At 68.9% G+C, this 20,107-nt stretch carries 18 protein-coding genes and 1 pseudogene; 15 read left to right on the top strand and 4 right to left on the bottom strand.

Annotated features, from left to right (window positions below; all coding sequences use genetic code 11):
- Positions 1-10 precede the first annotated feature (10 nt).
- On the bottom strand, positions 11-901 hold the full coding sequence (locus C8E96_RS00180; protein ID WP_091371421.1) for an SIS domain-containing protein: 891 nt from the start codon (positions 899-901) through the stop codon (positions 11-13).
- Between the two features lie 197 nt (positions 902-1,098).
- Between C8E96_RS00180 and C8E96_RS00175 the strand changes: the two genes are divergently transcribed.
- The 6 genes from C8E96_RS00175 (at position 1,099) to rlmN (ending at position 9,108) form a co-directional block, all read left to right on the top strand.
- On the top strand, positions 1,099-1,884 hold the full coding sequence (locus tag C8E96_RS00175) for a DeoR/GlpR family DNA-binding transcription regulator (protein ID WP_091370996.1): 786 nt from the start codon (positions 1,099-1,101) through the stop codon (positions 1,882-1,884).
- A 203-nt stretch (positions 1,885-2,087) separates the two neighbouring features.
- Complete coding sequence (locus C8E96_RS00170) at positions 2,088-3,404, top strand: ABC transporter substrate-binding protein (protein ID WP_228769704.1); 1,317 nt, start codon at positions 2,088-2,090, stop codon at positions 3,402-3,404.
- Positions 3,405-3,496: 92 nt separating this feature from the next.
- Positions 3,497-4,453: a carbohydrate ABC transporter permease gene (locus tag C8E96_RS00165; protein ID WP_228769705.1), complete on the top strand. Its 957-nt coding sequence runs from the start codon at positions 3,497-3,499 to the stop codon at positions 4,451-4,453.
- Positions 4,453-5,316: a carbohydrate ABC transporter permease gene (locus tag C8E96_RS00160; protein WP_091370999.1), complete on the top strand. Its 864-nt coding sequence runs from the start codon at positions 4,453-4,455 to the stop codon at positions 5,314-5,316. The genes C8E96_RS00165 and C8E96_RS00160 overlap by 1 nt, the downstream gene beginning before the upstream one ends.
- A gap of 35 nt (positions 5,317-5,351) precedes the next feature.
- Entirely contained in the window at positions 5,352-7,898 is a 2,547-nt protein-coding gene (locus tag C8E96_RS00155) for a phosphocholine-specific phospholipase C (protein WP_091371001.1), read from the top strand.
- Positions 7,899-8,001: 103 nt separating this feature from the next.
- Positions 8,002-9,108, top strand: a complete 1,107-nt coding sequence (gene rlmN, locus C8E96_RS00150) for a 23S rRNA (adenine(2503)-C(2))-methyltransferase RlmN (protein ID WP_091371002.1) — start codon at positions 8,002-8,004, stop codon at positions 9,106-9,108.
- A gap of 14 nt (positions 9,109-9,122) precedes the next feature.
- Here rlmN and C8E96_RS00145 read toward each other — a convergent pair whose 3' ends face one another.
- Positions 9,123-9,713, bottom strand: coding sequence for a TetR/AcrR family transcriptional regulator (locus C8E96_RS00145; RefSeq protein ID WP_091371003.1), 591 nt, complete (start codon positions 9,711-9,713; stop codon positions 9,123-9,125).
- A gap of 88 nt (positions 9,714-9,801) precedes the next feature.
- Here C8E96_RS00145 and C8E96_RS00140 point away from each other — a divergent pair, with 88 nt between their 5' ends.
- From C8E96_RS00140 to C8E96_RS33025, 3 genes are read left to right on the top strand one after another with little or no spacing between them, the layout of a single operon-like run.
- On the top strand, positions 9,802-10,965 hold the full coding sequence (locus tag C8E96_RS00140) for a DUF418 domain-containing protein (RefSeq protein ID WP_091371428.1): 1,164 nt from the start codon (positions 9,802-9,804) through the stop codon (positions 10,963-10,965).
- A gap of 38 nt (positions 10,966-11,003) precedes the next feature.
- On the top strand, positions 11,004-12,245 hold the full coding sequence (locus C8E96_RS00135) for an ADP-ribosylglycohydrolase family protein (RefSeq protein ID WP_228769706.1): 1,242 nt from the start codon (positions 11,004-11,006) through the stop codon (positions 12,243-12,245).
- Between the two features lie 44 nt (positions 12,246-12,289).
- Positions 12,290-12,451: a hypothetical protein gene (locus tag C8E96_RS33025; protein WP_166657836.1), complete on the top strand. Its 162-nt coding sequence runs from the start codon at positions 12,290-12,292 to the stop codon at positions 12,449-12,451.
- 51 nt (positions 12,452-12,502) lie between these two features.
- On the opposite strand, the gene C8E96_RS00130 is transcribed toward C8E96_RS33025, so the two are convergent.
- Positions 12,503-12,778 (bottom strand): DUF2631 domain-containing protein, encoded by a 276-nt coding sequence (locus C8E96_RS00130; RefSeq protein ID WP_091371005.1) that lies wholly within the window; start codon positions 12,776-12,778, stop codon positions 12,503-12,505.
- 104 nt (positions 12,779-12,882) lie between these two features.
- Positions 12,883-13,152 carry a GlsB/YeaQ/YmgE family stress response membrane protein gene (locus C8E96_RS00125; protein WP_091371006.1) on the bottom strand — a complete coding sequence of 90 codons (270 nt, stop codon included), beginning with the start codon at positions 13,150-13,152 and terminating at the stop codon, positions 12,883-12,885.
- Between the two features lie 215 nt (positions 13,153-13,367).
- On the opposite strand from C8E96_RS00125, the gene dxr reads away from it, so the two are divergent.
- The 6 genes and pseudogenes from dxr (at position 13,368) to C8E96_RS00095 (ending at position 20,074) form a co-directional block, all read left to right on the top strand.
- A complete protein-coding gene (dxr, locus tag C8E96_RS00120) occupies positions 13,368-14,627 on the top strand; it encodes a 1-deoxy-D-xylulose-5-phosphate reductoisomerase (protein WP_091371007.1) in 1,260 nt (419 codons plus the stop codon).
- Between the two features lie 2 nt (positions 14,628-14,629).
- Positions 14,630-15,849, top strand: a pseudogene (locus C8E96_RS00115) (M50 family metallopeptidase).
- Between the two features lie 41 nt (positions 15,850-15,890).
- On the top strand, positions 15,891-17,018 hold the full coding sequence (gene ispG / locus C8E96_RS00110) for a flavodoxin-dependent (E)-4-hydroxy-3-methylbut-2-enyl-diphosphate synthase (RefSeq protein WP_091371430.1): 1,128 nt from the start codon (positions 15,891-15,893) through the stop codon (positions 17,016-17,018).
- A 58-nt stretch (positions 17,019-17,076) separates the two neighbouring features.
- Entirely contained in the window at positions 17,077-18,441 is a 1,365-nt protein-coding gene (locus C8E96_RS00105; protein ID WP_091371008.1) for an AAA family ATPase, read from the top strand.
- Positions 18,442-18,572: 131 nt separating this feature from the next.
- Positions 18,573-19,175, top strand: a complete 603-nt coding sequence (locus C8E96_RS00100) for an HNH endonuclease (RefSeq protein WP_228769707.1) — start codon at positions 18,573-18,575, stop codon at positions 19,173-19,175.
- Between the two features lie 41 nt (positions 19,176-19,216).
- On the top strand, positions 19,217-20,074 hold the full coding sequence (locus C8E96_RS00095) for a GNAT family N-acetyltransferase (RefSeq protein WP_166657835.1): 858 nt from the start codon (positions 19,217-19,219) through the stop codon (positions 20,072-20,074).
- Positions 20,075-20,107: the final 33 nt, after the last annotated feature.

Genomic DNA, 20,107 nt, shown 5'->3' with positions numbered 1-20,107 from the left:
GCACCGGCGCTCACTGGCCTGTGGCGGCGAGGATCACCGACCGGGTGAGGTTGCGCGGGCTGTCCGGGTCGAGCCCCTTGCGTTCGGCGATGGCGAGCGCGAGCCGGTGCGCGAGCACCAGCTGCGCCATCGGGTCGAGGTCGTCGGTGACGAAGGTGGCGCCGGTCGCCGCGACGTCCTCGGGCAGGCCCTCGGGGGCCGGGCCGAACACCCACGTCAGCCTCCCGGGCTCGGCGATGCTGACCGGACCGTGCCGGTACTCCATCGCCGGGTACGACTCGGTCCACAGCTGCGCGGCCTCACGCAGCTTGAGCGCGGCCTCGTGCGCCAGGCCGATGGTCCAGCCCTGGCCGAGGAAGGTGATCTGGTCGGCGGCGGGCAGGTCGCCCAGCGGTCGGGTGAGCGCTTCGCGCGCGTCGGCGACGGCCTGGGTCAGGTCCTCGCCGAGGGAGGCGCGCAGCAGCGCGAGCACCGACGTCGCGGACCGGGTCTGCACGACCGAGCGCTCGTCGATGAACGGCAGCTCGATCGCGTGGTCGGCCACCTTCGTGACCGGCGAGCCCTCGGTCGCCGTGATCGCGACCGTGGTCGTGCGACCGCGCAGGGCCTCCAGCAAGGTCAGCACCTCGGTGGTGGTGCCCGAGCGGGTGATCACGATGACCCGGTCGTAGTCGGTGCGGCCGACCGGGAACTCCGAGGCGGCGAAGGCGTCGGTGGTGCCGTGGCCCGCGCCCTCGCGCAGCGAGGCGTAGGCCATCGCCACGAACCAGGAGGTTCCACAGCCGGTCACGGCCACCCGCTCGCCCTCGCGCGGCAGCACCGGCTGGTACTCCGCGACGGCGTCCGCGGCACGGATCCAGCACTCCGGCTGGCTGCTGGTTTCCTCGGCGGAAGCGGACAGTCCCACGTGACCTCCTCTGATTGACTGCTGAGTGCGTGCTCGATCCTACACAAAAGGTGCGCATTTCAAACAGTTTTGCGCATGTTTGTGCAGTGATGAGAACCTGGTGCTCCGTCGGGTGTCTGCGGAATCATGCGCGGGCCTGCCCGATACCGAACAGGATGGATCGCGCACCCTCGCGACCTACGGAGGTGGACATGGACCGGCATGAGCGTCTGAGCGCGATGCTCGAGCTGCTCGGCCAGCGGGGCCGGGTCGAGATCGAGGACTTGGCGGCCGGGCTGACCGTCTCCGCGGCGACCATTCGCCGCGACCTCGACCACCTCGCCGAGCAGCAGCTGCTCACCAGGACGCGGGGCGGCGCCGTGGTCAACAACGTGAGCTACGAACTGCCGCTGCGCTACAAGTCGGGCAGGCGCGCGCCGGAGAAATCCAAGATCGCGCACTGCGCCGCCACCTTGGTCGCGCAGGGCGACGTGGTCGGACTCAACGGCGGCACGACCACGACCGAGGTCGCGCGCGCCCTCGCCACCCGCGGTGATCTCGCTCGCACCAGCGACGGCCGGACGCTGACCGTGGTGACCAACGCGCTCAACATCGCCAATGAACTCGCGGTCCGGCAGAACATCAAGCTGGTCGTCACCGGGGGTGTGGCGCGTCCGCAGTCCTTCGAGCTGACCGGCCCGCTCGCCACCCGCGTGCTCGGTGACATCGGACTGGACATCCTGTTCCTCGGCGTCGACGCCTTCGACCCGGACACCGGGGCCTACGCCCACCACGAGGGTGAGGCGAGCATCAACGCATTGATGGTCCAGCGGGCGACCAAGGTCGTGGTGGTCGCCGACAGCTCGAAGCTCGGCAGGCACGCCTTCACCCGCATCTGCCCGCTTTCCGGCATCAACGCGCTGGTCACGGACTCAGGCGCGCCCGCTGACGTGATCACGGCCTTTCAGTCGGCAGGCATCTCGGTGCACCAGGTCTGACCCGTGCGGGGGATAACGCGCCCGGTTCCGGACCCGTGGAATGGTCTACTTCCGCGGGTCCGTCGCCGTCTCTGGGGGTCGATGAAGAGACCGTGACCGGGATGTTGCGCGAAACTGTTGACTCGATGTTCGATTACGCTCAGAATCCTCCAATATCTAACAGGTTCGCGCGCCAAGCGTCGCCGATCGCCCGGAGGTTCCCCGTGTTCCCAGATGTGTCCAAGCGGTTCGCGGCACTGGCCGCCGCCGCGTCGGTCGCCCTCGGCGTCACCGCGTGCGCGGGCTCGCCCGACTCCGACAACGCCCCCCTCTCCGCAGGACCCGTCACCGTGGAGTTCTGGGGCTGGGCGCCCGGTTACCAGGAAGCCGCCGACCTCTTCAACTCCACGCACACCGACGTGAAGGTCAAGTTCAACAAGACGCCGTCCGGCTCCAAGGGCGGCTACCAGCAGATGCTCAACGCGGTGAAGGGCGGCTCCGCGCCGTGCCTGGCCCAGGTCGGGCTGGAGACGCTGCCGACCTTCGTCGTCGAGGGCGCCCTGGCCGACGTCGGCACGCACGCCGCGGGCGACGGCGGCAAGTTCGTCGACTGGACCTGGAACCAGGTGCAGGTGGGCAAGGCCGTCTTCGCCGCCCCGGTCGACACCGGCCCGATGGTGCTCTACTACCGCAAGGACGTCTTCGAGAAGTTCGGCGTCGCGGTCCCGACCACTTGGGACGAGTACGAGCAGGCCGCCAAGAAGATCCACGCCGCCGACCCGAGCTACTTCATCACCTCCTTCGACAGCGCCGACCTCTACACCTTCGCCGGCTACGCCTGGCAGAACGGCGCCGAGTGGTTCGGCACCCAGGGTGAGAGCTGGAAGGTCGACGTCGCCGGCGGCGACACCGCCAAGGTCGCCGAGTACTGGCAGCGGCTGCTCGCCGAGAAGCTGGTCAAGCCCGAGCCGGGCTTCGACAAGGAGTGGAACGCCGACGTCAACAGCGGCAAGGTCGCCAGCTACGTCGGTGCCTCCTGGGCGTCCGCGCTGATCAAGGACAACGCCCCCGACGGCAAGGGCAAGTGGGGCGTGGCCCCGATGCCGCAGTGGACCGCGGGCGAGAAGAAGGCGGGCAACGCGGGCGGCTCGTCCACCGCGGTGCTCAAGGGCTGCAAGGACCCCAAGCAGGCGTGGGACTTCGCGGTGTGGATGAGCACCGACCCGGCCGCCTACAAGATCCTGATCGAGAAGGCGGGCCTGTACCCGGCGGCCAAGTCGCTGCTCGACCTTCCCGAGCTCAACGCCCCGTCGGAGTACTTCTCCGGCCAGAACCTCGGCGCCGCCTTCAAGGAAGCCGCCAACAACACCGACACCGGCTGGCGCTGGGGCCCGACGATGACCCAGGTCAGCACCGACTTCGGCGACGCCGCGGGCAAGGCCGTCACCGGCACGGGCAGCCTGCCCGACGCGCTGAAGGCCGTGCAGGACAAGACCGTCGGCGCGATCAAGCAGAAGGGCCTCTCGGTCGCGGGCGGGTGATCCCGCGCCGCCCGGACGGCCTGCCCGATGCGGGGGCGGGCCGTCCGGGCGGATTCCGCCCACTCTCGACAAAGGACAAAGGAAGGTCCGCCGTGCCCACCGTCGCCCCGCGGAAAGCCACCGCCGCGCCCCCGACGCCCGTCAAGGCAGCAGGCGCGAAACGGCGTAAGCCGGTGTCGCACCGGAAGTTCGTCGTGGGCTTCCTGGTCCCCTTCGGACTGCTGTTCGTCGCCATGTACCTGGCGCCCATCGGTTACGCGATGGTGGAGAGCCTCTACACGGTCAAGCGGTCCGGCCTGGGCCTTGGCCCGAGCACCACCGAGTTCGCCGGCCTGGACAACTTCGCCAGGGTCTTCTCCGACGACGCGTTCCTCAGCGCCATCGGCCGGGTGCTGCTCTTCGGCGCCGTCCAGGTCCCGGTGATGCTGGGCCTGGCCCTGTTGTTGGCCCTGCTGCTCGATTCCACTGTGGTCAAGTTCCCCGGTTTCTTCCGGATCGCCTACTTCATCCCGTTCGCGCTGCCGGTCGTGGTGTCCGCGCTGCTCTGGTCGTTCCTCTACTCGCCGGGGTCGAGCCCGTACCAGAAGCTGTTCGCGCTGGTGGGGCTGTCCATCGACTTCACCGGCAGCGACACGGTGCTGTGGTCGCTGGCCAACATCGTGACCTGGGCGTGGACCGGCTACAACATGCTGATCATCTACTCGGCGCTGCAAGCCCTGCCCGAGGACATCTACGAGGCCGCGCGCCTTGACGGCGCCACCGGCTGGCAGATCGCCTGGCGGATCAAGATTCCGCTGGTGCGCCCCGCGATCACGTTGACCGCCGTGATGTCGGTGATCGGCACCCTGCAGCTCTACAACGAGCCTGCCATCGTCAAGCACATCGCGCCCGCCATCGACTCCAAGTACACCCCGCTGATGCTCGCGCAGACGGCCGGTCTGGAGAACAGCGACTACAACTTCGCCGCGGCCGTGTCGGTCGTGCTCGCACTGGGGACGTTCCTGGTGTCGTTCCTGATCCTCCGCTTCGCCCGCAGGAAGGCAGTCTGATGGCGACCCCGACCACCACGCGCAAGGGCGCCAAGACTTTCACCAAGGGACAGGTCCTCGGTACCGCGTTCCTGTTCGTCCTGAGTGTGTACTTCCTGCTGCCCCTGTGGTGGCTGCTGGTCTCGTCCACCAAGAGCACCGGGCAGCTGTTCTCCACCAACGGTTTCTGGTTCGCCGACATCCAGCTGTGGACGAACCTGACGAACCTGTTCAAGGCCGACGACGGCGTGTTCCTCACCTGGGTGGGAAACACCATTCTCTACGCGGGTGTCGGCGCCGTCGTGAGCACGCTGATCTCCGCCGCGGCCGGGTACGTCCTCGCCAAGTACCAGTTCCGCGGCAAGGAAGCGGTGTTCGGTGTGATCATCGCCGCGGTGCTGGTGCCCAAGGTGATGCTGGCACTTCCGCTTTACCTCATGTTCGCCAAGTTGGACATGGTGAACACTTTCTGGGCCGTCTTCCTGCCCAGTATCGTTTCCCCGTTCGGGGTCTACCTGTGCCGCGTTTACGCCGCGGCCTCAGTGCCCGACGAGCTGATCGAGGCAGGCCGCATCGATGGCGCGAGCGACACGAGGATCTTCTTCACCGTGTCGCTTCGAGTCATGTCCCCGGCGCTGGTCACGGTGTTCCTCTTCCAGCTCGTCGAGATCTGGAACAACCTGCTGCTGCCGATGGTGATGCTGCAGGACGACGAACTGTGGCCGATCACCGTCGGCCTCACGTACTGGGACAGCCTGCGCACGACGTCGAACTACGGGCTGACTGTCACCGGTGCGGCGGTCTCCGTCATCCCGCTCATCATCGCTTTCATTCTGCTGCAGCGCTTCTGGCGTTCGGGCCTGACCGCGGGCGCCGTGAAGTAGATCGCGTTTGTCTCCGCCCCTGCCAAGGAGAGAAAATGAAGCGACGTACCGTGTTGAAAGCGGCTGCCGGGTCGGCGGCCGCTTTCGCGTTGCTACCGGAAAGCGTGCGCGTCGCGCTCGCCGCGGAAGCACCCACCGGCGGGCTCGAAGTCATCGAGCACGTCGTGATTTTCATGCAAGAGAACCGCTCATTCGACCACTATCTGGGCACGCTCAAGGGTGTGCGCGGATTCGCCGACCCGGCCGCGATCCGGCTGCCCAACGGCAAATCGGTCTTCTACCAGCCCAAAGGGACCGGTGAGTTGCTGCCCTACGAGGTGGGCGATCAGTTCCTGGCCGATGTCAACCACAACTGGGGTGACGGCCATGGCGCGTGGAACAAGGGCAGGCACGACCAGTGGTATGCGAACAAGGGGAACCTGTCGCTGACCTACCACACCCGTTCCGCGCTGCCGTTCTACCACCAGTTGGCCGACGCCTTCACCGTCTGCGACGCCTACCACTGCTCGGAAATGGGCCCGACGAACCCGAACCGGATGTACCTGTTCACCGGAAAGATCGGGTACGAGCCGAACGGCACCACCCGCGCCACCGGCAACGCCTCCTGGAACAACGCGAGCCACATCGGCTACTCCTGGACCACCTACGCGGAGCGCCTGCAGGCGGCGGGGAAGACCTGGAAGGTCTACCAGGAGTGGGACAACTACGGTGACAACTCGCTGGACTACTTCATCAGCCTCATGGCCGTCGGGCGCAAGGCATTGGCGAAGACCAGGGACGCCAACGGCAACCCATACACCAAGCTGGAGTTCTTCTACTACGCCGTGGCCAAGGCCTCGACGACCGACCAGCAGAAGCTGCTCGCCGACCTCGCTCTGGGCGTGAACACGCTGACCGCCGCCGAGCGGAGCCTCTACGACCGCGCCCTGCACCGCGTGCGACCGCACCAGCTCGTGCCGACATTCAAGGCCGACATCGACGCGGGCAAGCTGCCCGCGGTGTCCTGGATCGTCGCGCCGGAGGACCAGACCGAGCACCCGTACTGGGGGCCCAACACCGGGGCGGACCTGGTCAAGCGCACCCTGGACGCCATCGCGTCGAAGCCGGAGGTGTGGAACAAGACGGTCTTCCTGCTGATGTACGACGAGGAAGGCGGGTTCTTCGACCACATGCCGCCACCCGCCCCGCCGGTCGGCGACGCCGATGGCCGCAGCACCGTGGCCACCACCGACGAACTTGTCGGCAGCGAGCCGATCGGCCTGGGCATGCGGGTGCCGATGATGGTCATCTCGCCGTGGAGCCGAGGCGGCAAGGTGTGTTCGGAGGTCTTCGACCACACTTCGGTCGTGCGATTCCTGGAGAAGTGGACCGGGATCAACGAGCCGAACATCTCCCCGTGGCGGCGCGCGGTCTGCGGTGACCTGACGTCCACTCTGGACACGTCGGCGCCGAACACCACCTACCCGGTGTTGCCCGCGCCCGTGCTCACCTCCGGACCCAAGGGCACCAACCCGGCGCCGCCCGCCGTGCAGACGTTCCCGATCCACGAGGCAGGCGTGCGCACCGCGCGGCCACTGCCCTACGTCCTGAACGCCTCCGGACGGGTCGCCGCCGACAGGTTCTGGATCGACTTCGCCAACACCGGCACCGCGGGCGCCCACTTCTATGTCTACGCAAACGCTTTCCGCACCGACGGACCATGGCGCTACACCGTCGAGGCGGGCAAGACGCTGGCGGACTACTGGCAGTCGGGCACCCCGGCAGGCAGCTACGACCTGAACGTCCACGGCCCCAACGGCTTCATCCGCCGCTTCGCCGGGAACCGGGTCACCGCGACCACCACGGGCAACGCCAACCCGGAGGTGACCCTGCGCTACTCGCCCGCCGAGGGGCGGGTCTACCTCACCATGACCAACGCGGGCACGAAGGCATGCGTGGTCACCGTCCGGACGAACAACCGCGGCGGCGGGCCGTGGACCTACGTCGTCAACCCCGGGGCCACCGCCGAGGACTGGTTCAGCACCGGCAACGGCATGAACGGCTGGTACGACCTGACCGCCACGGCCGACACCACCGACGGCTTCACCCGGCGCTTCGCGGGGCACATGGAGACCGGCGCGGAAACCACCAGCGACCCGGTGATGGGCTCAGGCTCGCTGTCGGCGGTCGTCCGGTCGTACTCCAGCCAGGAGACGGTCGGTGAGAACGGAGCCGCCGCCAACGCCGTCGACCGCAGGACCACCACGATCTGGCACACCAAGTGGAGCGGCGGCTCGGACCCGCTGCCGCACGAGATCGTCCTGGACCTGGGCACGTCCCGCACGCTGACGGGGCTGACCTACGTGCCCCGCCAGGACGGCGCCGCCAATGGCCGCATCGGCCGGTACGAGGTGTACGCGAGCACAGACGGGACTACCTGGGGCAGCGCGGTGTCGGCAGGCACCTTCGCCGACGACGCCACGTCGAAGACCGTCCGCTGCTGGCCCACCCCGGCCCGCTATGTGCGCCTGCGGGCACTCAGTGAGGCGGGCAACCGGGGTCCGTGGACCTCCGCGGCCGAGGTGATCCCGCTCGGCTGGTGATGTTTCTCGTGGGGGCGCCGCCCAAGGCGCCCCCACCGAGGAATATCGGGGCGCCGAGCCGTCGGGAGGACGCGGCTGTCCAGCATGAGACAATGGGCGGGTTATGACTTCCCTCCCTCTTGTTTTCGACGCACCTCGTCGCGGTCTTCCGCCGAGGCACCTGGTCGACCTCAGCCCCGACGAGCGCCGTGCCGCCGTGGCCGAGCTGGGGGAGAAGCCGTTCCGCGCGACCCAGCTGGCGAACCACTACTTCGGCAGGCTCACGGTCGACCCGGACGCGATGACCGACATCCCCGCCACCAGCCGCGACAAGCTGGTCGGCGAGCTGATGCCCACCCTGTTCACCGTCGTCCGCAAGATCACCTGCGACGAGGGAACCACCCGCAAGACCCTGCTGCGCGCCCACGACGGAACGCTCATCGAGAGCGTTCTCATGCGCTACCCCGGCCGCGCCACCCTGTGCATCTCCAGCCAGGCGGGCTGCGGCATGGCCTGCCCGTTCTGCGCCACCGGCCAGGCGGGCCTGACCCGCAACCTGTCGACCGCGGAGATCGTCGACCAGGTCCGCATGGGCGCCGCCGCCATGCGCGACGGCGAGCTGCCCGGCGGACCAGGACGGCTGTCCAACATCGTCTTCATGGGCATGGGCGAACCCCTCGCCAACTACAAGCGCGTCGTCGAGGCCGTGCACCGCATCTGCGACCCGGCCCCCGAGGGCCTGGGCATCTCGCACCGGTCGGTGACGGTGTCGACGGTCGGCCTGGCCCCCGCGATCCGCAAGCTGGCGGACGAGAAGATGCAGGTCCGCCTCGCGGTGTCCCTGCACACTCCGGACGACGAGCTGCGAGACACCCTGGTCCCGGTGAACAACCGCTGGTCGGTCGACGAGGTGCTGGAAGCGGCCCGCTACTACGCCGACGTCTCCGGCCGCCGCGTCTCGATCGAATACGCGCTGATCAAGGACATCAACGACCAGCCCTGGCGCGCCGACCTGCTGGCGAAGCGCTTGCGCAAGCACCTGGGCCAGCTGGTCCACGTCAACGTGATCCCCTTGAACCCCACCCCGGGCTCCAAGTGGGACGCGGCCCCGAAGCCGGTCGAGCGCGAGTTCGTCCGCCGCGTCAACGCGGGCGGAGTCGCCTGCACCGTGCGTGACACCCGCGGCCAGGAAATCGCCGCCGCCTGCGGCCAGCTCGCCGCCGAAGGCTAGAAGACCCGCCAGGCCTAATTCGCCTGAAGAACCCTCGCGACCACTTGGCGCAGGGTCTCGCGCTCGCGCTTCGGTGCGAACGATGGGTCCACCGCGACCCGGTTGAACAGGCCGTCCACCAACACCGTCAGCCAGGTCGCGGCAGTGTCGGCGTCCACTCCGGGCTCGATGCGGCCCGCCGCGGTGGCCCGCTCGACCAGCGCGGCCAGTCCGGCGCGCAGTGTCCTGTCGTTGGCCGTGACCAGCTCCGCGATCCGCTCGTCTCGATTGGCCTCGGCGGAGATCTCCAGGGCGAGCTTGGCGTACTCGTCGTCGGCCAGGTCGACGAGTAGGTCGAAGAACGCGGTCAGTGCCGCCCACGGGTCCATCGTGGACAGCTCGGCGAACAGGGCGTCGGTCTCGATCCCGTCCTGCTCGACGATCGCCGCAAAGATCGCATGCTTGCTTTCGAAGTAGTGGAACAGATTGCCCGAGCTCATCCCGGCCTCGGCGCAGATGTCGGCGGTGCGGGTCTGACCGAAACCCTTGCGCGCGAAACACCGCGTCGCGGCCGCCAGGATCTGGCGGCGGCGCGCCTCGTGCTTGGCCGGGTCCACGGTACGCATCGGTCGTGATTCAACCAGGGAGTTGACGGCGGAGGATCATCGCGTCCAATATTAGACCGACTACTCGGTTTATGAAAGAGGCATGCAGATGTCCGCACCACACCGCATCGCGCGGGTCGACGCCCTGCGCGGCTTCGCCCTGTTCGGCATCCTGGCCGTCAACGTCTGGGCGTTCGCCACCGGCTACTACGCCTCCGGGATCGCCGACCCGGCAGGCCATCCAGTCATCCAGCTGATCGTCTCGACCCTGTTCGAAACCAAGTTCTACCTGCTGTTCTCCTTCCTCTTCGGCTACAGCTTCACCCTCCAGCTCGACTCGGCGGCCCGCGCGGACGTCGCGTTCGTGCCCAGGATCATCCGCAGGCAACTCGGGCTGGCCGCGATCGGCGTCGCCCACGCCGTGCTGCTGTTCCACGGCGACATCCTCACCGCCTACGCCGTGCTCGGCATGGTGCTGCTGGCCCTGCGCGGCCTGTCCTCCCCCCGGGCGGTGCGCGTCGCCATCGGCCTGGTGCTCATCGCGGGCACCGCGTGGACCCTGCTTGGCGTACTGGACCTGTTCACCCACAGCCAAGTCGACGCCGCCGCGGTGTCGACCAGGGTCGCCGACTCCGTCGCCGGGTTCCGTGGGACGCCGGAAACCGTTGTGGCCGAACACCTTCGGCAGCTGCCCGGCACTCTGGTGGTCGTGCTGCTGGTCCAAGCCCCGAGCGCGCTGGCGATGTTCCTGCTCGGCTTCGCCGCGGGCAGGGAACGGGTGCTCGCCGAACCGGAGCGGCACCGGGCCCTGTGGTCGTGGCTGCTGCGTGCGGGCCTGCCGGTCGGCCTCACCGGGGCCGCGTTCTATGGCTACGTTGCGACCTACCATCCCGGCAGCCCGGTCGAAACCCTCGCGATCGGCGTCGGCATGCTCACCGCCCCGCTGCTCACCGGCGGCTACGTCGCCTTGCTGCTGCGCCTGTGCGAGACCCGCGCGGTTGCCGTGTTCGCCCCCGCGGGCAGGCTGGCGCTGACCAACTACGTCGCCCAGTCCGCGGTCCTCAGCGTGGTGTTCCTTGGGTACGGCCTCGGGCTGATCGGCAGGCTGCCCGCCCCCGCGGTGGTCTGCGTGACAATCGCCCTCTATGCCGCGCAGCTGGCCGTCAGTGCCTGGTGGGTGCGGCGCCACCGCTACGGCCCCCTGGAATGGCTGCTTCGCGCGGCAACCCTCGGCCGTGGCCCAAGGCGAATCCGACGCGCACTCCTGCCCTAGAGTCGGCGGCCGTTGGCGATCTTCAGGGGGACTGGCGCATGGCGGGCGATCAGAGACTCAGTCACACCGACCTCGCGGTCCTCGCCCCGGTGGGGGCCGCGGACCCGGATGTCCTGCAGCCGACCGTGGTCCAGCCGGAGGATCGGCAACCTGCCGCTGTTCAGTCGGCGCACCCGGTCCAGTCGGAGACAGCGGGCCAGGTTGATCCCCGCCGGTGGCGGGGGAGCCTGTTGGCGGGCGCGGTGGCCGACGCCCTGGGCGCGCCGATCGAGTCGAAGCCGATCGACCAGATCCGGGAGGTCTTCGGGCCGGGCGGCATCACTGGGCTGGTCCCCGAGCGGGACGGCATCGGCCGGATCACCGACGACACCCAGATGACCCTGTTCACAGCCGAAGCCCTGATCCGCGCGCACGCGCAGCAGCGCCGCGAGGGTTCCAGCGATGTCCGCTACAGCACCCAACTCGCCTACCAGCGCTGGTTGCACACCCAGGGCGTCCCGTGGGAGAAGGCCCGTGGGCCGAAGAACCTGACCGCGACCCCGGACGGCTGGCTCATGGGTGTCCCTGCGCTGTTCAAGCGCCGCGCGCCGGGGGCGACGTGTTTCTTCGCGCTCAAGGGGTACGGGCAGACCGGGGAGATGGGGACGTTCACCCACACCCTCAACAACTCGAAGGGCTGCGGCGGGGTCATGCGGGCCGCCCCGGCCGCGCTGTGGTCCGACGATCCGGCGGCGGTCTTCGAGATCGGCGCGATGACCGCCGCCCTCACCCACAGCCACCCCAGCGGCTACCTGCCCGCCGGTGCCCTCGCGGTCATGGTGCACACCCTGGTCCGCGGCGGCTCCCTGGCCGACGCGCTGGCCGCCTGCCGGGCCCAGCTGTTCCGGTGGAACGGCCACGAGGAGACCACCGCGGCCCTCGACGCGGCCGTGGACCTGTCCGGCCGCGGCGCGCCCACCCCGGAGAAGGTCGGCACCCTCGGCGGCGGCAACGTGGGGGAGACCGCGCTGTCCATCGCCGTGTACGCGGCGCTGGCCACGAACGACCTCAACGCCGCCCTGCTGGTCTCGGTCAACCACGACGGCGACAGCGACTCCACGGGCGCGGTGTGCGGCAACCTCGTCGGCGCGCTCTACGGCGAGGACGCCATCGAGCCGACCTGGCTGGCCCAGTTGGAGCTGCGCGAGGTCATCGAGGCGATGGCGGCGGACCTGCTCGCCGAGTTCGGTCCCCGGCCGCCCGCCGACGACCGGTGGGCGACTCGTTACCCGAAGGACTGAATCGGTGGTCGCGCGGCTGTGACCTGCGGGTCTACCGTGGAGGCATGGCGACGAAGGTCATCGAAGTCGAGGACGACGAGCTCAAGCTGATCCTGGCCGCGCTGCGTTCGTACCTGACCGACTTCGGCCACGACGAGGCCGATCTGCAGCGCGCGATCAAACACCTGATCGCGAAGCTGCCTCGACCGGAGAGGACCGTCGCGTAGCGATGGTCGGATAACCGACGCCGCGTGCGCGCGGCGTCGATAAGACGCGGGCTAGGAGCGCCAGGAAGTGCGGCGCTTGTGGACGAGCCAGCCCACGCCGCCCAGCAGGAACACGCCGGTGCCGATGAGCCACAGGTTCTCGGTCCAGCCGCCGTGGTTGCCGATGAGCATCCCGAACATCGCCAGGCCGACGAACACACCGGCGATGACGGTCCCGCGCGGGAACGAGCCGTGCCAGCCCCACTCGGCCGACGGCTCCTCCTGCGGGCTGACCCTGAACGCGGCGGCAGGGGTGGCCTTCCGCTTCTCCAGCTCCGTGCGCGCCACGTGTTCCTCCAGGGTGATCGGTCCGTGCGGGGGTCATATTTCCATACCCCGGACATAGTGCGGGCGCCGTGGTCGCCACGGCGCCCGCACTGTGATCGGAGTCGCTACACCCTCGCTCGACCACGTCCCGTGACGAGTCGGTACACGCCGAGCAGGATCAGCGAGCCCAGGATGGCCAGCAGCCACGTCCGCAGGTTGAAGAACGTGCCCAGGCCGCCGCCGAAGATGGCATTGCCGATGAAGCCGCCGAGAATGGCGCCGACGATGCCGATCAGGATGGTGACGATGGCGCCACCAGGGTCGTTACCAGGCATGATGGCCTTGGCGATGAGACCGGCGACCAGTCCTAGAACGATCCAGCCGAGAATGCCCATCGGGTACTCCTTCGCTTGGTTCCCGCGTCCTGCGGGGTCCTGGCGGATGGATGCCCGAAACCACCTCCGGGTATTCGCCCCGGAGATCAGATTGAGCTGAACGGGCTAATTTGACGGCCGACGGCCGGGGGTAGAGGCGTTACCAGCGTCACGGACAGCAACATCACGCCCCGCCCGTACGTCCGACCGTCGGACTTCGGGAACAATGGACCGTAATGACTCCGATGACTCCCTCTCCTGCGCGTGAGCGCTCACTGCTGGTGCTCGGCTCGACCGGCTCGGTCGGGACGCAGGCCCTCGACGTCGTGGCCGCCAACCCCGACCGCTTCACCGTCGCGGGCCTCGCCGCGGGCGGCTCCGACCCGGCCCTGCTCGCCGAGCAGGCGCTGCGGTTCCAGGCGGGCGCCATCGCGGTCACCAAGGCCACGGCCGCCCAGGACGTCCAGCTCGCCCTGTTCGCCGAGGCCCAGAAGCGGGGCTACACCTCGGGCGACTTCCGGATGCCGCGCATCTTCGCCGGGCCGGACGCGGTCACCGACCTCATCGAGGCCGTGCCCGCCGACATCGTCCTCAACGCCATCACCGGCTCCCGCGGCCTCCCCGCGACCCTCAAGGCACTCGAATCCGGCGCCACCCTCGCCCTGGCCAACAAGGAGTCGCTCATCGCGGGCGGCTCGCTGGTCCTGGACGCGGCCAAGCCCGGCCAGCTCGTGCCGGTCGACTCCGAGCACTCGGCGATGGCCCAGGCGTTGCGGGGCGGTCGCAGCGAGGAGGTCGACCGACTCGTCCTCACCGCATCGGGTGGTCCCTTTCGGGGGAAGACCCGCGCCGAGCTGACGGACGTCACCGCGATCGACGCCCTCGCGCACCCGACGTGGGCGATGGGCCCGGTCATCACCATCAACTCCGCGACCCTGGTGAACAAGGCGCTGGAGCTGATCGAGGCGCACCTGCTCTTCGATGTGCCCTATGACCGCATCGACGTGGTGGTGCACCCGCAGTCGATCGTGCACTCCATGGTCACCTTCACCGACGGGTCGACGCTGGCCCAGGCCAGCCCGCCGGACATGCGGCTGCCGATCGCGCTGGCCCTGGGCTGGCCCGACCGCATCCCCGGCGCCGCGAAGGCGTGCGACTGGACCACCGCGAGCCAGTGGACGTTCGAACCGCTCGACCACGAGACATTCCCGGCCGTACGGCTGGCCCAGGCGGCGGGTGAGACCGGGGGCTGCCTGCCCGCGGTCTACAACGCGGCCAACGAGGAAGCCGTCGCCGCGTTCCTGCGAGGCGACGCCACCTTCACAGCCATTGTGGACACTATTGCTCGGGTGCTCGACGACGCGGGCGACTGGCAGGGTGCGCCACGCGACGTCGATGAGGTGCTCGCCGCCGAGCACTGGGCACGCGCCCGCGCGCGAGAACGCCTCGCGGTGACAGCTGGTCCGCGTGACGTCGTCGGGCCGGGAAGGAACTGACCGTGCTCGTTTGGCTCCTGGGTCTCGTGCTTTTCGCGCTGGGCATCTGTGTGTCCGTCGCACTGCACGAAGCGGGGCACATGCTGACCGCGAAGGCGTTCGGCATGAAGGTCCGCCGGTACTTCATCGGGTTCGGACCGAAGATCTTCTCGTTCCGCCGCGGCGAGACCGAGTACGGCCTCAAGGCGATCCCCGCGGGCGGCTTCTGCGACATCGCGGGCATGACCGCGCTCGACGAGGTCACCCCCGAGGAGGCGCCGCGCGCCATGTGGCGCTACCCGGCCTGGAAGCGCATCGTCGTGCTGTCCGCCGGGTCGATCACCCACTTCATCCTCGGCTTCATCATCTTGTACCTGATGGCCGTGTCCATGGGCCTGCCGAACTACGAGAACCGCGCGGTCGTCGGTTCCACGTCGTGCGCGGCGCCCACGATGGACCCGAAGACGTTCAAGCAGGCCGACTGCGGCCCGAACGACCCGTCGCCCGCGATCGCCGCCGGGATCCGCGAGGGCGACGAGATCGTCAGCGTCAACGGCAAGCCCACGGCGAACTGGTCCGAGGTCCTCACCACGGTCCGCGACCTGCGCGGGGAGAGCACCTTCGTCGTCCTGCGCGACGGCCAGGAGCTGACCATGAAGGTCGCCGTCGCCACCGTCCAGCGGGGCCGGTCGACGCGCAGCCCGGCAAGGACGACACCAAGCTGACCGAGGTCGGCGCGGTCGGCATCGGCAAGGCCGCGATGGTCGACTTCTCGGCTCTGTCCGCGGTCGGCGGCACGGTGTCGTTCACCGGCGAGATGTTCGTCAAGACCTGGGAAGGCCTCATGCGCTTCCCGGAGAAGATCCCCGCTGTGGTGCGCGCGATCGGCGGGGCGGAGAATGACCCCGAGCGACCGGTCAGCGTCGTCGGCGCGAGTGTCATCGGCGCGGACGCGGCCGAGCAGGGCATCTGGGAGATCTTCGTCCTGATGCTGGCCGCGCTGAACTTCTTCGTCGGCGTGTTCAACCTGCTGCCGCTGCTCCCGCTCGACGGCGGGCATATCGCCATCACGCTCTACGAGCGGGTGCGCGACATGATCCGCAAGCTGCGCGGCCTGACCCCGGCGGGTCCGGTCGACTACACCAGGCTCACCGGGATCACCATGGTCCTGGTGATCGTGGGTGGCGCGATCGTGCTGCTCACCGTGACCGCCGACATCGTCAACCCGATTCGATTGCAGTAACCACGAGAGGTCTGAGGAACATGTCCGACGTGATGCTCGGGATGCCCGCGCTGCCGCCCCCGGTGCTCTCCGAGCGCCGCAAGACGAGGCAGTTGCAGGTCGGCTCCGTCGGCGTCGGCAGCGAGTCGCCGATCTCGGTGCAGTCGATGACGACGACGGTCACCGCGGACGTGAACGCCACCTTGCAGCAGATCGCCGAGCTGACCGCGGCGGGCTGCGACATCGTGCGGGTGGCGTGCCCGTCGCAGGACGACGCGGAGGCGCTGGCGGCGATCGCGCGCAAGTCGCAGCTCCCGGTGATCGCCGACATCCACTTCCAGCCGAAGTACGTGTTCGCGGCGATCGAGGCCGGGTGCGCGGCGGTACGGGTGAACCCGGGCAACATCCGCAAGTTCGACGACCAGGTCAAGGAGATCGCGGCGGCCGCGCGCGACCACGGGACCCCGATCCGGATCGGTGTCAACGCCGGTTCGCTCGACCCTCGGCTGCTCAAGAAGTACGGCAAGGCCACCCCGGAGGCGCTGGCCGAGTCGGCCATGTGGGAGGCGTCGCTGTTCGCCGAGCACGACTTCCACGACATCAAGATCTCGGTCAAGCACAACGACCCGGTCGTGATGATCCGCGCCTACGAGCTGCTGGCCGAGCAGTGCGACTACCCGCTGCACCTCGGTGTCACCGAGGCCGGTCCGGCGTTCCAGGGCACCATCAAGTCCGCGGTGGCGTTCGGTGCCCTGCTGCGCCAGGGCATCGGCGACACGATCCGGGTGTCGCTCTCGGCCCCTCCGGTGGAGGAGGTCAAGGTCGGCATCCAGATCCTGCAGTCGCTCAACCTCAAGCAGCGCAAGCTGGAGATCGTGTCGTGCCCGTCGTGCGGGCGCGCGCAGGTCGACGTGTACAAGCTGGCCGACGAGGTGACCGCGGGCCTGGAGGGCATGGAGGTCCCGCTGCGCGTCGCGGTCATGGGCTGTGTCGTGAACGGGCCAGGCGAGGCGCGGGAAGCCGACCTCGGTGTGGCCTCCGGTAACGGAAAGGGCCAGATCTTCGTCAAGGGCGAGGTCATCAAGACCGTGCCTGAGCACCTCATCGTCGAGACCCTGATCGAGGAAGCCATGCGGCTCGCCGAGCAGATGGGTGAGTCCGAAGGGACGCCATCGGTCACCGTGGGCTGACGAACACGGATCAACTTCCGTAGAGTTCCCCGCGTCGACAGGAGAGGGGACCTTCGTCATGTACCTCGCCCGCGTGACACTGCGGAACATCCGCGGCTTCTCCGGCGCGCGCGACGTCGACCTGCCACTCACCCGACCGGACGGCTCGCACGCCGGTTGGACCGTGATCGCGGGCCGCAACGGATCCGGCAAGACGTCCCTGCTGCGGGGCATCGCGCTCGCGGTCAGCGGACCGGCCGTGGCCCGCAGTCTCGTGCCCGACTTCGAGAACTGGGTGACGGTGGGGTGCCGCGAGGCCTCCGCCCAGGTCCGCATCGCCTACGACCCGGTTTTCGACCGGTTCTACGGCAAGGGCAGGCTGCCCGCCCGCGACTTCGGCGCGGGCCTGCAGTGGACCTACCCGGACGACAGCGACGACGGCAGGCGCACCAACCAGCCGTCGATGGCGGCCGCGGGCAGTCCCAGCAGCCGCAGCCAGTTCGTCGCCCGCGGCCCGTGGCAGGACAACCCGGGCGGCTGGTTCTGCGCGGCCTACGGGCCGTTCCGCAGGCTGGTCGGCGGGGCCGGTGACGCGCAGCGGCTGATGCTCAGCCCGGGACCGGTCGCCCGACTGGTGAGCCTCTTCCATGAGGACGCGTCGCTCGCCGAGGGCGTCGGGTGGCTCATCGAGCAGCACCTGCGCACCCTCGAAGAACGGCCCGGTGCCGAGCAGCTGAAGGTGGCCGCACTACAAATTCTGGCGAACGGACTGCTACCGGACGGTTATCGGATCGAGAAGGTCGATTCCGACGGACTGTGGGTGGCCAATGGGGACAAACGATTCCCATTGCGCGAAATGAGTGACGGTTACCGAACGGTAGCGGCACTCGTTGTCGACTTGTTGAAGCAGATCAACGACGCGTATGGGACCATTCCGGTGAATAATGACTCCGGGATCACCGCGGTCACCGCACCCGGAGTGGTCATCATCGATGAGGTGGACGCCCACCTGCACGTCTCCTGGCAGAAGCGTATCGGTGGCTGGCTGAAGTCTCATTTTCCCAACATTCAATTCATCGTCACCACCCATAGCCCCTACATTTGCCAGGCCGCCGACCCTGGTGGTCTGATCCGCCTTGCCGGTCCTGACCAGGAAGAACCTCCTTCCGTGGTCGGTCAGGACCTGTATGAGCGCATCGTTTTCGGCAGCGGGGACGACGCGGTGCTCTCTGACCTTTTCGGCCTGGATACGCCATACTCGGAGAAGGCGCAGTCATTGCGCCGCGAACTCGTCGATCTCGAGGTCGCGGTCGTCAGTGACGTCGCCGACGAAGAACAGGAACGGCGCTATCTGCAGTTGCGGGAATTGCTCGAGAGTTCACCCGTGGCCAGGGTGGGAGAGGTGACTGCCCGGCTGCACGAAGCGGGAGCTGCCGGAGCGTGATTCGCATCGCTCGCGTCACTTTGCACTCGACAACAACGGACCGACTATCGGACCTGACCAACAAAATCTCCGCCGTCCGCCGCGCGGAACGTGTGGCGTCGGCTCGCGCCTTCTGGCGGACGAATTCGGCGGTGAAAGCCTCCCTTCGTGAAGCGCTGGCCTACATGGCGCCCGGTGTCCAGCGGTGCATGTACTGCGGCGACAGCCTCGGCGCCGACATCGACCACTTCGACCCGCTCTCCCGTTCCCCGCTGCGGACCTTCGACTGGCTCAACCACCTCCTCGCCTGTTCGGTGTGCAACAGCCACCAGAAGCGCGACCGGTTCCCCGTCGACGACAGGGGAAGCCCGCTGCTCGTCGACCCGACCAGCGAGGACCCGTTCGACCACCTCCTGCTGTCGCTGTCGGTCGGCGAATACCGGGCGCTGACGCCGAAGGGGACCGCGACCATCGAGGTGTTCGGGCTCAACCGCGCGCTGCTCGTGCGCGGCCGCGAGCAGGCCAGACGGGTCGTCGTGGCGAGCCTGCGCGGCTGGGAGCGCGCCCGGGCCCGCGACAACGAGCCGGACATGGAGGAATGCGTCCTCACCATCCGCGAGCAGCCGTTCGCCGACGTGTGCCACGCGATGCTGCGCCAAGCCGACGTGCCGCGCGCCGAGATCGTCTTCGGCCGCGACAGCGACGTCCTGCCCACGCTGCGCGATCCGCGGCTCCGCGCGTGTCTGGCCAGGTGATTCCGTTTCCCGTGCGGCCCGGTTTCTGGCAGGCTTGAGGGGTGTTGCGGCTAGCAGGAGCGCGGCTGCTCGACGAACGGGACGGTCAGGCGGTGCGCGCGGTGCTCACCGCCGACCCTGTGGCGTCCTGCATGGTCGCCTCCCGAGTCGAATCCGTCGGTCTGGACCCGTGGCGACTCGGTGGCGAGGTTTGGGGCTGCGAGACCCGCGGGCTGCGCCCGGTGGGCAGGCTCGAAGCCCTCTGCTTCGCCGGTCCCAACCTGATTCCCTTACGCGGCAAGCGGTCCGCTTTGCAGGCGTTCGCCGAGCGGGCGCTGCGCAGGCGCCGTATGTGCTCGTCGATGGTCGGCCCCGCCGAGCAGGTCCTCGGCCTGTGGTCGGAACTGGAGCCCGACTGGGGCCCGGCCCGCGAGGTCCGCGCCGACCAGCCGCTGATGGCGATCTCCACCCCGCCCGCCACCGCGCCCGACCCGCTCGTCCGCCCGGTCCGGCCCGACGAACTCGACCGCTACCTGCCCGCCGCCATCGCGATGTTCATCGAAGAGGTCGGTGTCGACCCCCGCGTCGGCGATGGCGGGTCCGGTTATCGCGCGCGGGTCGCCGAACTGATCGCGGGCGGGCGCGCGTTCGCCCGGTTCGAGGGCGGTGACGTCGTGTTCAAGGCCGAGATCGGCGCGCTGTCGAGCGCGGTCGGCCAGATCCAAGGGGTGTGGGTGCACCCGGACCGTCGCGGCGAGGGCCTCGGCAGCGGGGGCACCGCCGCCGTCGTGCACCGGCTGATCGACGGCATGGGCCGCACGGCGAGCCTCTACGTCAACTCGTACAACTCCGCGGCGCGCGCCGCGTACACGCGCATCGGGTTCGCGCAGGTCGGCCAGTACGCGACGGTGCTGTTCTGAGGGCCGTTCCGGGGAGATCCCGCACGAGCCACA

This window comes from Actinokineospora alba, assembly GCF_004362515.1.
Lineage (GTDB): Bacteria > Actinomycetota > Actinomycetes > Mycobacteriales > Pseudonocardiaceae > Actinokineospora > Actinokineospora alba.
This window is presented reverse-complemented; position numbering and strand designations above follow the sequence as displayed.

Bases quoted from the DNA above. Each gene is read 5' to 3' on its own strand.
- C8E96_RS00175 (WP_091370996.1), top strand. From the start codon at position 1,099: ATGGACCGGCATGAGCGTCTGAGCGCGATGCTCGAGCTGCTCGGCCAG.
- C8E96_RS00160 (WP_091370999.1), top strand. From the start codon at position 4,453: ATGGCGACCCCGACCACCACGCGCAAGGGCGCCAAGACTTTCACCAAG.
- C8E96_RS00155 (WP_091371001.1), top strand. From the start codon at position 5,352: ATGAAGCGACGTACCGTGTTGAAAGCGGCTGCCGGGTCGGCGGCCGCT.
- rlmN (WP_091371002.1), top strand. From the start codon at position 8,002: ATGACTTCCCTCCCTCTTGTTTTCGACGCACCTCGTCGCGGTCTTCCG.
- C8E96_RS00145 (WP_091371003.1), bottom strand. From the start codon at position 9,713: ATGCGTACCGTGGACCCGGCCAAGCACGAGGCGCGCCGCCGCCAGATC.
- C8E96_RS00140 (WP_091371428.1), top strand. From the start codon at position 9,802: ATGTCCGCACCACACCGCATCGCGCGGGTCGACGCCCTGCGCGGCTTC.
- C8E96_RS00135 (WP_228769706.1), top strand. From the start codon at position 11,004: ATGGCGGGCGATCAGAGACTCAGTCACACCGACCTCGCGGTCCTCGCC.
- C8E96_RS33025 (WP_166657836.1), top strand. From the start codon at position 12,290: ATGGCGACGAAGGTCATCGAAGTCGAGGACGACGAGCTCAAGCTGATC.
- C8E96_RS00125 (WP_091371006.1), bottom strand. From the start codon at position 13,152: ATGGGCATTCTCGGCTGGATCGTTCTAGGACTGGTCGCCGGTCTCATC.
- dxr (WP_091371007.1), top strand. From the start codon at position 13,368: ATGACTCCGATGACTCCCTCTCCTGCGCGTGAGCGCTCACTGCTGGTG.
- ispG (WP_091371430.1), top strand. From the start codon at position 15,891: ATGCCCGCGCTGCCGCCCCCGGTGCTCTCCGAGCGCCGCAAGACGAGG.
- C8E96_RS00105 (WP_091371008.1), top strand. From the start codon at position 17,077: ATGTACCTCGCCCGCGTGACACTGCGGAACATCCGCGGCTTCTCCGGC.